Raw genomic sequence first — 12,569 nt, 5'->3', positions numbered from 1 at the left:
AGGAACGATGACGGTCATGACCCTCAGCGACGCCGCCGCCGAACGCGTGCGCGGCCTGCTCGCCGGGCACGAGAACCCCAGCGCCGGGCTGCGCATCTCGCTCGAAAAGAGCGGCTGCGCCGGAATGGCCTATAAGATGGAGCTGGCCGCGCCCGCGCCCGGCGACGAGGTGATCGAGGAGAAGGGCGCGCGCGTCATCGTCGACGGCGCCGCGGTGCTCTATCTGCTCGGAACGCGCATGGACGTCGAGACGTCGATGTTCTCGTCGAGCTTCGTGTTCCAGAATCCCAATCAGACCTCGGCCTGCGGCTGCGGCGAGAGCGTGGAGCTGCATCCGGCCGAGGGCGGCGAGACCGAGAAGCACGCGCACAGCTGACAGCTGCCATTGCGAGGAGCGCAGCGACGAAGAATCCTTCAGTCGTGGGGCGGCTCCTGGATGGCTTCGCTTCGCTCGCAATGACGCCCTCCCAATGGGAGGGCGTCGAGCCTTTCCCGCGAAACCGATTGCGCCGGCGCCCGTTAGGCGTTAGGCCGCTGGCTCGAAATCATCGCGGGACCGGGAATGGCGGAAAAGGGCCTCACTTATGCGCAGGCGGGCGTCGATATCGACGCCGGCAATCGTCTCGTGGACCTCATTCGTCCCGCCGTCCGTTCCACGCGCCGGCCGGGGGCCGATGGCGAGATCGGCGGCTTCGGCGGCGTCTTCGACCTCAAAGCCGCTGGCTTTTCCGATCCGGTGCTGGTCGCCGCCAATGACGGCGTCGGCACCAAGATCAAGATCGCGATCGACTCCGGCCTTCACGACACGATCGGGATCGATCTCGTCGCCATGTGCGTCAACGATCTCGTGGTGCAGGGCGCAGAGCCGCTCTTCTTTCTCGATTACTACGCGACCGGCAAGCTCACGCCAGAAGCTGCGGCCGCGGTCGTCTCAGGCATTGCCGCGGGATGCGTGGAGGCCGGCTGCGCGCTGCTCGGCGGCGAGACGGCGGAGATGCCGGGCCTCTATGCGAATAACGATTATGATCTCGCCGGTTTCGCCGTCGGCGCGGCGGAACGTTCCCGCCTGCTGCCGCGCAGCGTGAAGGCGGGCGATATTTTGCTCGGCCTGCTCTCTTCCGGCGCCCATTCCAACGGCTTCTCGCTGATTCGCCGCATCGTCGCGCTCTCGGGCCTCACTTTCGATGCGCTCGCGCCCTTCGCGCCCGGCGAGAGCCTCGCTCGCGCTCTGCTCACGCCGACGCGCATCTATGTGAAGCCCCTGCTCGCGGCGCTGAAGGCCAGCGAGGCGATTCTGGCGCTGGCGCATATCACCGGCGGCGGCTTTCCCGACAATCTGCCGCGCGTGCTGCCCAAGGGCCTCGGCGCGGCGCTCGATTTGTCGGCCTTCCCGGTCCCGCCCGTCTTCTCCTGGCTCGCCGCGCAGGGAAACGTCGCTCAGGCGGAGATGCTGCGCACCTTCAACTGCGGCGTCGGCATGGTGGTCGTCGCCGCGCGCGCCGGCGCCGATGACGCGATCGCCGCGCTGCGCGCAGCGGGCGAGGCGCCGGTCGTGATCGGCGAGATCGTCGAGACGGGCGACGGCCCCCGCGTCGAGATGCGCGGGGCGCTCGCCCTATGAGGCGGCGCACGGCGATTCTGATCTCGGGCCGCGGCTCCAATATGGACGCGCTGATCGCCGCCGCCAGCACGCCCGAGTTTCCCGCCGAGATCGCGCTCGTCGCGTCCAACCGGCCGGAGGCCGCCGGCCTCGCGCGCGCCAAGTCGCTGGGAATCGCCGTCGCCGCGGTGGACCACAAGATCTATGCGGGACGCGAGGAGTTCGAGCGCTCGCTGCAGATCGTGCTCGCCGCTCATCGCATCGAGCTCCTGTGCCTCGCCGGCTTCATGCGGCTGTTGACGCCCTGGTTCGTCGAGCAATGGCGCGGGCGCATGCTCAATATCCACCCTGCCCTGCTGCCATCGTATCGCGGCCTGCACACGCATCGCCGCGCGCTGGCGGACGGGGTGAAGATCCATGGCTGCACCGTGCATTTCGTCGTGCCCGAGATGGACGAAGGGCCGATCGTCGCCCAGGCCGCCGTTCCGGTGCTCGACAGGGACACAGAGGAAACGCTCGCCGCCCGCGTTCTGGAGCAGGAGCATCTCATCTATCCGCGCGCGCTGCGGCTCGTCGCTGCGGGCGCGCTCAGGGTCGAGGGCAATCGTGTGCTGGGGGCGGCTTCGGGCGCGGCTGCGGCGCTCGCCGTCCCCGCCTGCGACTGAGCGACCGAGCAGACGTTCGACCGGAATCCGTGAGCGAACGGATAAGCGGCCCCGCTGCGGCATGGGCTGCGCGCGACAAAGGCGAGGAAATAGACGCCGAGAGCCAGAGCCTTGGCGAGGTCGAGCGCTCCGTCGGACGGCGCCGCCAGCAATAGCGCTGCGAGCGCCGCAAGGCCGATCCAGCGCCAGGCTCTGTTTCCGCTGATCGACATCGATCCTCGTCTCGGGTCGCGAGCCGCCAGCATAGAGCATCGCTTCGGCCAATTCGAGCTGTTCGAAGCCGCCGCGGACTGTTCTAAATTCTCCCGGCGCGCGCGCCGAGCGGGGACTTGCAGTTCCGTTTTTTTTGTTCTGGTATCGATGGAAGCTCGCCGTCGAGGACGATTTTCCATGATCACGCTTTATTCATTCGGCCCGTTCTTCGGTCTTCCCGACGCGAGCCCGTTCGTGCTCAAGGCCATGACCCTGCTCGAAATCGCAGGGCTCCGCTATGTCGAGGATCATAGCGGCTATATGCGCGCTCCCAAGGGGAAGCTTCCCTATATCGACGACGAGGGGGCCATCATCGCCGATTCGACCTTCATTCGCTTCCACATCGAGCGAAAATACAGCTTCGATTTCGACGAAGGTCTGTCGTCCGAGCAGCGCTCGACGGGCTGGGCGGTCGAGAAGATGCTGGAGGACCATTATTATTGGGCGCTGGCCCACATGCGCTGGATCGACGACGCCAATTTCGCCAGGAGCGCGGCGCTGTTCTTCGCCACAGTTCCCGCGCCGTTCCGACCTCTGGTGAGGTCGCTCGTCCGCCGAAAGATCGGCGCCAGCATGAAGGCCCATGGAATGGGCCGGCACTCGGCTGACGAGATCGCCGAGCTCGCCCGGCGTGATATGGACGCGCTCGCCACCCTGCTCGGCGACAAGCGCTTTCTTTTCGGCGACAAGCCCAGCGGCGCGGATGCGACGGCCTTCGCCTTCGTCGCGGAGAGCCTGTCTCCGGACCTCGATTCGCCGCTGCGCGCGGCGGCTCTCGCGAACGCCAATCTCGTCGCCTATCGCGACCGTATGCTCTCGGCCTATTTCCCGAAATTTTTGGCGTAAGCGCCGATCAGCCGACGATCTCGTTGCCGGAGAAGAACTGCGGGATCTCGATCGCCGCGGTCTCCGGCGCGTCGGAGCCATGCACCGAATTCTCGCCGATCGACACGGCGAATTCCTTGCGGATCGTACCCGGATCGGCGCTCGCCGGATTGGTCGCGCCCATGACGGTGCGATATTTCAAGATCGCGCCTTCGCCCTCGAGAACCTGCACGACCACCGGACCGGAGGTGATGCTCTCGATCAGCTCGCCGAAGAAGGGCCGCTCCTTATGGACGCCATAGAAGGTCTCGGCCTGCTCGCGCGTCATGCGGATGCGCTTCTGCGCGACGATGCGCAGACCCGCGTCCTCGATGAGCGCGTTGATCTTGCCGGTCAGGTTCCGCTTGGTGGCGTCCGGCTTGATGATGGAGAATGTGCGTTCGATCGCCATGAGCGCGTCGTCTCGTCGGTTCGAGGTCGAAATGGAAGAAGCGCGGCGCTTATAGCGAGCGGCCGGGGACGCGGCAACCCGCCCTCTCGCGAATTGTCTGCGCGGCGCGGCCCGCGCCTGCCGATCGCGCGCGCGGAACCTTCCCCCGCCCGCGCGAATTGCGGAAGCGCAAGGCCGCTGATATGGCCTCGCTCTCGCGTCCATTTCTTTAAAGGAAAGGCTCGTCATGACCTCTGGTCCGCGTCCGCTCGTCGCTGGAAACTGGAAAATGCACGGGCTCACGGCGTCGCTCGCGGAGATCGAGGCGATCGGAGCCGGCTATGCCGCCCTCGGCGCAAGCGTGGAGCTAGTCGTGTGCCCGCCAGCGACGCTGCTGGCCGCCGCCGCCGCGATCGCCGCGCGCTTCAACCTCGGGATCGGCGGACAGGATTGCGATGCGCAGGCGTCGGGCGCGCATACCGGCGATCTCTCCGCTGAAATGCTGGCCGACGCCGGCGCTTCTTACGTGATCGTCGGCCATAGCGAGCGGCGCGCCGAACATGGCGAGAGCGACGCGCTGGTGCGCGCCAAAGCGAGCGCTGCGCTACGCGCCGGCCTGACGCCGATCGTCTGTGTCGGCGAGACGCGCGCCGAACGCGACGCGGGCCGCGCCATCGAGATCGTCGAGCGGCAGCTCGCCGGTTCGCTCCCGGCGCCGATCGCAGCCGAGCGGCTCGTCGTCGCCTATGAGCCCATATGGGCGATCGGCACGGGACTGACGCCGACGACGAATGACGTGACGTCGATGCACGCCGCGATCCGCGCGCGTCTCGACGCTCTCGTCGGCGCGAGCGCGCCGACGCGCATTCTCTATGGCGGCTCGGTGAAGCCGTCCAATGCGCGGGAACTGTTGCATGCGCCGCATGTCGATGGCGCGCTGGTCGGCGGCGCCTCGCTGACCGCGAAGGATTTTCTCGCGATCGCCGAAGCCGCGCTGTGAGAGAAAAGCGCGCTTGCGCCGCGCGATTCATTCGGAAGATATTGTCGATTGAGCGAGCCTGAAGGCTCGCGGTCCACAGCGCGCCCCTTGGACCGCGAGCCTTCAGGCTCGCTCTCGTGTGCGCCCGCGCACAGCTCCGACGACGTCGTCACGACCCGTCGATCGCGCATCGCCGCATGTTGTGATGGGTGAGAAGCGCCTGCCGGCGCGAGATCTTCCTGCGGATTCTGCTTGCTTCATCACCGGCGCGCGCCGCGGCTCGCACCGAGCGCCCGCCATTGCGTCGTCTCGCGCGTCATCCATCACGAGACGATGAAACATGCGCCAGCGCACAGCGTCGCCTGCGAATTCGGGCGAGATTGCACGGGTCGAAAGGGAAACGCTCCTCCCTCGGAAAACGCGCAAAGCAAGCAAACGTTTTTCCGACAGTAGCCGACATCTTCGACGCTCCTGCGCGATCGCGGACGAGCCGCCTCAGAGCATGGGCAATTCATTTTTCTTCCCTCGGTCGAGGGAACACCGTTGGAGACACGTCATGGGCTTCAGACAATTCGCTTTCGGCATGCTGACAGGAGCTGTCGGCCTGCTCTCCGGATTTGCGCCGGCTTTCGCCGCCGACACCGGCATCACCATCGAAGCGGTCGATAATTATTCCTGCGGCGCGCTGTCGCAGAACAAGGCCAATGTCGACGGCTTCCGCAACCGCATGCTCTCGATCTCCGGCTATACGGCGGGCGTGCGTTATACGGATGGTCTCGTCTATCCGACCGATTTCACCGACCCGCAGAAGGTCGCCGGGGGCGCCGACACCTACAACTTCGATCGCCCGGGCGACGCCATCGCTTATTTCAGCGGCCATGGCACCTGCAATGATCAGACGACGACGAGCTGCACGACGACGGCGGGCTGCCCGACCATAGCGGGGCTGCAGAAGCGCTGCGTGCGTCACACCGACGGAAGCGCGGGGCTGTCCGGCCGCTGCATGTATTCGCGGCCGCGGCAGATCATCGTCGACAAGACCGGAAAATCCTGCCAGGGCGTCGATTACTCGAGCGGACAGGTGCGCTGGGGCGAGAGCACGACCTCCAGCCCTGCGAATTGGGCCGGCGCCGGCACCAATGGCGGCATTAATCTCGCCGTCATCGACAACAGCTGCGGCATCACGCCCGATCTCTACGTAGCGGAATTCTGGAACGCCTTCGCCGGCATCTCCAGCATCGCCTCGATCATGCCGACGCGTCAGGGCAGCGATACAGCCGACGTCTCCGGCCGTGGCCGCGCCTTCGCCGATCGCTATGTCGCCAATCCGAACTCCTCCGTCGGCTATTCCTGGACGGGCTCTATCAACTCGGTCACCGGCGGCTCCGGCTGCGCCTTCGGCGGCGGCAATCACGGCATCGTCGGCTGCGGCGCCCATGTGACCATCTCTGCAGAGAAGACGCAGACCTGGGCGGAATGGCAGAACCGCACGGAGACCTGGGCGCAGCTGCGCAATCCCGGCTACGACGCCTATGGCCCGACCGGATGGATGTCCTGGATCTTCACCTGCAACTACGACTGCAACAATCACCCGATCATCCTGCCCTGATCCGACGCTCAAGAGAACGAAAGGAAACGTGTCATGAAACTCAATTCGCTCACGACGGCCGCTCTTCTCTCCGGCCTCTGCGCTTCGGCGATCGGATATGGCTCCGCCCTGGCGGCGCCGGTGGGAGTGGAGGCGGGCTCAGCCTTCACCCTCTCCCCCTCGGCCTCGCGCTTCGACATCGGCGCCAACGCCCGGGTGGAGACCAACGGCCCCTATCAGCGTCATGTCGGGGACAAGGGCGTGTTCATGGTGGACACGGTGACCGGAGCGACCCTCGCCGTGCCGACCTCGCCCACCATTCCGAAGCCGCCCGTCGGACAACGTTCGGAAGCTCTGTCCCAGCTGCCGGCGCTGCCGGAGCCGCTCTCGACCGATCCGGTGAAGCACAACGCCGTCGCCTCGCAATATCTGACCAAGGCCGGCGTGCCGGCCAAGGAGATCGGCGGGACGCATGTCACCACCACGATGGCCGGCGGCGGGCCGATCGCCTCCGGCGTGCAGCCCGGCAAGTCCAAGCTGCTCTTCTACACCACCCATCTCGAGCGCAAGCTCAATGGGATTCCGGTCGAGAACTCCTACGCCTTCGTCGCCTTCGACAAGAATGGCAATGTCATCACGCAGGGCTCCTATTGGCCGGCGATCCCGGCGGAGGTGGTGAAGCAGGCGGTGGCCTTGAAGGCGAAGCTCGCTTCTCCGTCGCAGCGCTCCGGCTTCCTCGCCGCGGCGCAGGGCGCGAGCTTCGGCGGTGAAGTGAAGGACGCCGGCGAGGTGCGCATCGTTCACACCGGCTTCGATCATCACGGAAAGTTCGAGGCCAAGGCGGTTGTCACCACCACCGCCAAGAGCGCCTTCGGCGGCAAGGCGCAGGTGATCCGCCTCGACGAGAGCCAGGCGAAGGTGAAGCTCGCCGACGAGACGACGACCGAGGCCGAAGCGGTGGACTCGCCGAAGATCAAGTGATCTCACCAAGTCAAAGGCCGTTCCCGGCGCGCTGGGGACGGCCTTTTGGCGTTCAGAGAAAGGCGTGGAGCGCCTCTCGCCACAGATCGAGCTTGCGCTCGAAGGGCATCGCCGCATGGGCGGGGCTGGTCGAAGGCAGCTGGATCGTCGGCGGCGCGGGCGACGACAGCTTCGCCGCGACCTTGCGGCGGAACAGAGCGGCGGCGGTCGCGCCGTTGAAGGCGATCAGCGCGACTCGGGCATGGCCGGCGAGGAAAGCGGCAAAGTCATTGGGCGCGACGCTCGCGGAATCGATCTTCTGATCGAGGCTGCCGGGCCTCCGCCCTTCCGCGCAGACGTCCCATAGAGCGACGCCGCGCGCGACGAGCCGCGCCAGCCGCTCCTCATAGGGCAGCTCCGGCTCCGCGCCGAACAGCCGCCCCATGATCGGCCAGAAGGCGTTGCGCGGCTGCGCGTAATATTGCACGCGCGCCAGCGAGACCTGTCCCGGCAGAGAGCCGAGGATCAGCAGCCGGGCGTCGGCGGCGGCGACGGGCGGGAAGCCCTTTGAAGTGCTCGGTTGATCGTGCAATTCCACGAGCCTATGTTGAGCCTATGAGCAGCTCTGTTCCCTTCGATACGCTGAAGTTCGTCGAAACGCTGGAGGCTGGCCGGCAGGAGTTGACGAGGAAGGGAGATCTGAGGGAGACCGAGCTTCGATTGGATGCGAAGATCGAGACCGCCGTGCGCGATCTGAAAATTTGGCTCGGCTCGATCATGGTCGTCGCCGTCGGAGTCATCCTCACAGCCATTCGCTAATTTCCTGTCGGCCATCCCTGAGTTCGTCTTTTCATGACCCGGCGCCTCCTCTATTCCACGCTTTGCGCCATCAGGGCGCGAAAGACAGACGCGCTCATGATCTCACGCTCGCGAAATGGTCGATAGTCCCTGCATCGGCGTCTGCCGCATCGATCCCCGCGCCGGCCTCTGCGTCGGCTGCACGCGCACGACCGGCGAGATCGCCCTCTGGCGCGACGCCACCGAGGCGCAGCGCGCGCGTATCCTCGCCGAGCTGCCGAGCCGCCGCGCGCGCCTCTCATCCGTCTGGGTCCCCTCCAAAACGCCGGGACCGAAGCAGACGGGCCGCTGAGATCAGCGCGCGCGCGCCGCCTCCTCGAGATCGGCGAAGATCGATAGGATCAGCCCGCGCTTGTCGAAATTATAGACCTCCGTGTCGCGCGCCGCCTCGTCTATGCGCTCGAAGGCGCGGGCGTAAGGGACGAGGCTCGCCGCGCCCGCCCCCTGCCCCGCCTTCTCGCGCACGGCGCGGTCGAGAAAGCGGAACACGGCGGTCATGAAGGTCTCATAGGCGCTCTCATTGTCGCGGCCGGTCAGCCGATCGGCGAGCGCATGGACGGCGAGCCAGTCCACCTGCGGCAGCCGCGCGAACATTCCGCGCAGCGCGGAGTCGAAAGCGACGCCATCGCCGTCGAGCAGCCGCAGCGCCTCGCGCACCGAGCCTTCCGCGCGCGCCGCCGCCGCGGCGAGCTCCGCCTCGCTCCGTTCGCTCCAGGGCGCGCCCAGCGCCCGCACGGCCGCGACGATCTCGTTCTCCGCCAGCGGCGCCAGCGTGAGCTTGCGGCAGCGCGAGCGAATGGTCGGCAGCACGCGTCCGGGACGGTGCGCGATCAGCAGGAACAGCGAGCGCTCCGGCGGCTCCTCGATCAGCTTCAGCAGCGCATTGGCGCTCGAGCGATTGAGATCGTCGACGCTGTCGACGATGGCGATGCGCCAGCCGCCGGCGCCAGAGCTCTGCTGAAACAGATGAATGAGCTTGCGGACATCCTCGATGCGGATTTCGGTGTAGTGCTTCTTGCTCTTCTCGTTCCAGCTGCGGCGCAGCAGCGTCACATCCGGCAGCGCCAGAGCGCGAATGCGCCTAGTGACGGGCGAGTCCGGCGGCAGCTCGAGCGACGCGGCCGTCTGCGCCGGCGGCGAGGTCGGATCAGGATGCGCGACGAGAAAGCGGGCGAAGCGCCAGGCGAGCGTCGCCTTGCCGATCCCCTCCGGCCCGCCGATCAGCACGGCCTGCGCCAGCCGGCCGCGCCGAAACGCGTCGAGCAGCTCGCGCTCGGCTTCGGCATGGCCGAAGAAGCCGGTGGTTTCGCGGGGATGGGGAGCCTCGGCGAAGCGGTCGCTCTCCGGCAGGCCCTCGATTTCGTCCTTCACGCGGTCGCGCTCGCGGCGGCGAGCGTCTTCTCGGACAGAAAGAAGCGCGCTTCGACGATATGCCAGATCGCCTGCGCCACCTCCCGCTCGGGCGCGCGGGCGTCGACGACGCAGCAGCGCTCCGGCTCGCCGGCGGCGATGTCGAGAAAAGCGCGGCGCAGCCCCTCGTGAAAGGCGAGCCCTTCGCGCTCGAAACGATCCGGCGACTCGTCCGGCCGGCGGCGGCGCGAGGCGCGCTCGAGCCCGATCTCGGCCGGAATGTCCAGAATGATGGTGAGGTCGGGCTTGGCGCCGAGCAGAGCGACGCGCTCCAGCAGCGTGATGAGGCGTGCGTCGACGCCGCCGCGGGCGCCCTGATAGGCGCGCGTCGAATCGGCGAAACGGTCGCAGATCACCCAGGCGCCGCGCGCCAGCGCCGGCTTGATGAGCCGGTCGAGATGGTCGATGCGCGCCGCCGAGAACAAAATCGCCTCGCCGAGCGGGCCGAGGGGCGCCGCCTTGCCGCCCAGCAACGCCTCGCGCAGCGCCTCGGCGTGCGGCGAGCCGCCGGGCTCGCGCGTCGCGATCGCCTCGACGCCGCGCTCGGCCAGCCGCTCCTGCAGCAGCCGCATCTGCGTGGACTTGCCCGCGCCTTCGCCGCCCTCGAGCGTGATGAAACGCCCGGGATGACCTTTCTCCCGCCCATGTGAGCCGAAAGGCGGTTCTGCGCTCATTGCTTCTTCGCGAGCTTGCTGTGGATGGCGGCGGCCGCATATTCATAGGCTGCATCGAAGGCGCGGCTCGGCAGCGAGCCCTGCTCGACGCTCTCGGCCGCCTCGAGCGGCTGCTCGAGCACGACGGTCGAGCCGCGGCGGATCTCCAACTTGGCCACTTTGGCGCCGGCGGCGACCGGCGCGATCAGCGGCCCTTCGTAGACGACCTTTCCGGAGAGCTTCTCGCTCACGCCCCGCTGCAGAAGCACCTTCACATCGGTCGGCGAGACGACCGCGACCGCGCCGCTGTCCCCGCCATAGACCTGCGCCGTGCCGACCGGCTCGCCCGCCTTGAACAGCTGCTTCTCCTCGAAATTGCGGAAGCCCCATTGCAGCAGCTTGCGCGCTTCCTCCGCGCGCTCCTTGGCGGTCTTCGCGCCATAGACGGCGACGATCAAACGGCGGTCGTCCTGCACGGCCGAGCCGACGAGGCCGAAGCCGGAGCTGTCGATATTGCCGGTCTTCAGCCCGTCGGCGCCGAGGCTCATGGTCAGCAGCGGATTGCGGTTCTGCTGCCGGATCTTGTTCCAGGTGAACTCCTTCTCGCCGAAATAGCGATAGAAGTCGGGATAGGTCTCGATCACATGCGCGGCGAGCTGCACCATCTCGCGCGGCGTCACCTTCTGATCCGGCCCCGCCTGTCCCCAGGGATTGCCGAAGATCGATTTGGCGAGGCCGAGCTCCGAGGCGCGCTTGTTCATGCGGCCGACGAACGCCTCCTCCGATCCCGCGACGCCTTCGGCGAGCGTGATGGCCGCGTCATTACCGGAAACGATGACGAGCCCGCGAATGAGGTCCTCGACCTTCGCGCGGCTGTTGACGGGAAGGAACATCGCCGATCCGCCGGCCGGCGCGCCGCCGCTGCGCCAGGCATGCTCCGAGACGGTGAACTCGTCGTCGAGCTTCAGGCGCCCTTCGGCGATCTCGTGAAACACGATCTCGGCGGTCATGACCTTGACCGTCGAGGCCGGGGTCACGAAATCATCGGCGGCTTTCTCGAGCAGCACGGTGTGCGTGCCCGCATCAACCAGAATGGCGTGCGGGACGCTGGTTTGGAAACCCTCGGCGAGAACGGCGGCCGGGAGAGCCGCGAGCGCGGCGAGCGCCGAAACGAAGCGCAAAACGAAGCGAATGAGGGGAAGGGGAAGGAGAAGAAACACGCGCGCTCTCGCCTCCGTTCGATCGCGGTCGGCGCGCGGGAGCGCCCGATGCGAGCCTTTCCGCAGGAATGTGGCGCGATCGGCTTCAGAAAGCAACCGCGCGGGCGACGCGCGGCTCGCGTCAATTGGCGGCCTGCCTCATGCGTGCGTGCGACGACGCCCCGAGGTCGAAGGGGCGCGAGGGCGGCAGCGGCGCGCTCTTCGCCGTGGCCAGAGCCTTGGCCGAAGCAGGAGTCGGCGCAGCGGCGGCGGCGGTCGGCTCATCCGACTCGTCGCGGCGCGAGATCGAGACGCGCTCGGCGCGCGGCGTTTCCAGCATCGCAGTACGAACTGGCTCCGGCCGGCTCGCCACCATCACCGGCGCGACGCCCGGCAGCGTGGCCGGTCCATCGTCTCGCAGCGTCGCGAGCAGCGTCTCGTCATCGGAGCCGGCGAGGCTGGCGTGGCCGACATAGTCGACCTTGACGCGCGCCGTGCCGACACGATGGAAGTCGAGCGCCTCGGCGACGCGCTGCGACACGTCCATCACCCTGCCGCCATGATAGGGGCCGCGGTCGTTGACGCGTACGATCATCGAACGGTGGTTGCGCAGGTTGGTGACGCGCGCATAGCTCGGCAGCGGCATCGTCGGATGGGCGGCGCTGATCGACTCGCGGTCGAACACCTCGCCATTGGCCGTGCGGCGGCCGTGAAAATCCGAGCCATACCAGGAGGCGAGGCCGATCGACGAATTGGGCCGCTCGCTCGGATAATAGGTCCGGCCGGCGATCTGATAGGGCTTGCCCACCATATAAGAGCCGCCGCCGCGCGGCACCGGCTCGCCGTCGGCGACGACCCGCGGACTGGGGGCCACGCCATAGCGGGGATCGACCTGCCCGCGATGATGGGCGAGGCGCTGAACCGGCGGCGGGGCCGAGGAGCAGCCGGCCAGGGCGCAGAGGCCCAGAAGGGCGAAAGAGCGGCGAAGGGTCGGCAGTCCAGATTGCAGAACCATGATGTCTCGCGCATTCGCTCGTGTGAGAAGCAATCGCATTCCTCCAGTGTGGCGCGAGGCAATTGCGTAAAAGTTAACGCGAGGCCGCCGCCCCCCGTCGCAACTCTCGAGCTTGGGCATGAGAGCGGCCAATTG

The 12,569-nt window shown here is 67.3% G+C and carries 15 protein-coding genes; 9 read left to right on the top strand and 6 right to left on the bottom strand.

Features of this window, described 5'->3' with window-relative positions; translation table 11 throughout:
• Window positions 1-7: 7 nt before the first annotated feature.
• The 4 genes from CQW49_RS01385 to CQW49_RS01370 all read left to right on the top strand — a co-directional run bounded on the left by CQW49_RS01385 (window position 8) and on the right by CQW49_RS01370 (window position 3,363).
• Window positions 8-376: a HesB/IscA family protein gene (locus CQW49_RS01385; RefSeq protein WP_003610804.1), complete on the top strand. Its 369-nt coding sequence runs from the start codon at window positions 8-10 to the stop codon at window positions 374-376.
• A gap of 186 nt (window positions 377-562) precedes the next feature.
• Window positions 563-1,621, top strand: a complete 1,059-nt coding sequence (purM, locus tag CQW49_RS01380; RefSeq protein ID WP_003610805.1) for a phosphoribosylformylglycinamidine cyclo-ligase — start codon at window positions 563-565, stop codon at window positions 1,619-1,621.
• Window positions 1,618-2,265, top strand: a complete 648-nt coding sequence (gene purN, locus CQW49_RS01375) for a phosphoribosylglycinamide formyltransferase (RefSeq protein ID WP_003610806.1) — start codon at window positions 1,618-1,620, stop codon at window positions 2,263-2,265. Before purM ends, purN begins: the two co-directional genes overlap by 4 nt.
• Window positions 2,266-2,655: 390 nt before the next feature.
• Window positions 2,656-3,363, top strand: a complete 708-nt coding sequence (locus CQW49_RS01370) for a glutathione S-transferase family protein (RefSeq protein ID WP_003610808.1) — start codon at window positions 2,656-2,658, stop codon at window positions 3,361-3,363.
• A gap of 7 nt (window positions 3,364-3,370) precedes the next feature.
• Here CQW49_RS01370 and ndk read toward each other — a convergent pair whose 3' ends face one another.
• Complete coding sequence (gene ndk / locus CQW49_RS01365) at window positions 3,371-3,793, bottom strand: nucleoside-diphosphate kinase (protein WP_003610810.1); 423 nt, start codon at window positions 3,791-3,793, stop codon at window positions 3,371-3,373.
• Between the two features lie 226 nt (window positions 3,794-4,019).
• Between ndk and tpiA the strand changes: the two genes are divergently transcribed.
• The 3 genes from tpiA (at window position 4,020) to CQW49_RS01350 (ending at window position 7,320) form a co-directional block, all read left to right on the top strand.
• Window positions 4,020-4,772: a triose-phosphate isomerase gene (gene tpiA, locus CQW49_RS01360; RefSeq protein WP_003610812.1), complete on the top strand. Its 753-nt coding sequence runs from the start codon at window positions 4,020-4,022 to the stop codon at window positions 4,770-4,772.
• Window positions 4,773-5,307: 535 nt separating this feature from the next.
• Window positions 5,308-6,360 (top strand): hypothetical protein, encoded by a 1,053-nt coding sequence (locus tag CQW49_RS01355; protein ID WP_003610814.1) that lies wholly within the window; start codon window positions 5,308-5,310, stop codon window positions 6,358-6,360.
• A 33-nt stretch (window positions 6,361-6,393) separates the two neighbouring features.
• Entirely contained in the window at window positions 6,394-7,320 is a 927-nt protein-coding gene (locus tag CQW49_RS01350; protein ID WP_003610816.1) for a hypothetical protein, read from the top strand.
• Window positions 7,321-7,372: 52 nt separating this feature from the next.
• On the opposite strand, the gene CQW49_RS01345 is transcribed toward CQW49_RS01350, so the two are convergent.
• A complete protein-coding gene (locus CQW49_RS01345) occupies window positions 7,373-7,897 on the bottom strand; it encodes a DNA-deoxyinosine glycosylase (protein ID WP_420845614.1) in 525 nt (174 codons plus the stop codon).
• 17 nt (window positions 7,898-7,914) lie between these two features.
• On the opposite strand from CQW49_RS01345, the gene CQW49_RS01340 reads away from it, so the two are divergent.
• Window positions 7,915-8,118 carry a hypothetical protein gene (locus tag CQW49_RS01340; protein ID WP_003610819.1) on the top strand — a complete coding sequence of 68 codons (204 nt, stop codon included), beginning with the start codon at window positions 7,915-7,917 and terminating at the stop codon, window positions 8,116-8,118.
• A gap of 115 nt (window positions 8,119-8,233) precedes the next feature.
• A complete protein-coding gene (locus CQW49_RS01335) occupies window positions 8,234-8,449 on the top strand; it encodes a DUF1289 domain-containing protein (RefSeq protein ID WP_003610821.1) in 216 nt (71 codons plus the stop codon).
• A gap of 2 nt (window positions 8,450-8,451) precedes the next feature.
• On the opposite strand, the gene CQW49_RS01330 is transcribed toward CQW49_RS01335, so the two are convergent.
• The 4 genes from CQW49_RS01330 to CQW49_RS01315 form a co-directional block, all read right to left on the bottom strand.
• A complete protein-coding gene (locus tag CQW49_RS01330) occupies window positions 8,452-9,528 on the bottom strand; it encodes a DNA polymerase III subunit delta' (protein WP_003610822.1) in 1,077 nt (358 codons plus the stop codon).
• Complete coding sequence (gene tmk / locus CQW49_RS01325) at window positions 9,525-10,241, bottom strand: dTMP kinase (protein WP_003610823.1); 717 nt, start codon at window positions 10,239-10,241, stop codon at window positions 9,525-9,527. The genes CQW49_RS01330 and tmk overlap by 4 nt, the downstream gene beginning before the upstream one ends.
• A complete protein-coding gene (locus tag CQW49_RS01320; RefSeq protein WP_003610824.1) occupies window positions 10,238-11,440 on the bottom strand; it encodes a D-alanyl-D-alanine carboxypeptidase family protein in 1,203 nt (400 codons plus the stop codon). Before CQW49_RS01320 ends, tmk begins: the two co-directional genes overlap by 4 nt.
• A 121-nt stretch (window positions 11,441-11,561) precedes the next feature.
• Window positions 11,562-12,434, bottom strand: a complete 873-nt coding sequence (locus CQW49_RS01315; protein WP_003610825.1) for a septal ring lytic transglycosylase RlpA family protein — start codon at window positions 12,432-12,434, stop codon at window positions 11,562-11,564.
• Window positions 12,435-12,569: the final 135 nt, after the last annotated feature.

The sequence above is a fragment of the Methylosinus trichosporium OB3b genome (assembly GCF_002752655.1).
GTDB classification, from domain to species: domain Bacteria; phylum Pseudomonadota; class Alphaproteobacteria; order Rhizobiales; family Beijerinckiaceae; genus Methylosinus; species Methylosinus trichosporium.
This window is presented reverse-complemented; position numbering and strand designations above follow the sequence as displayed.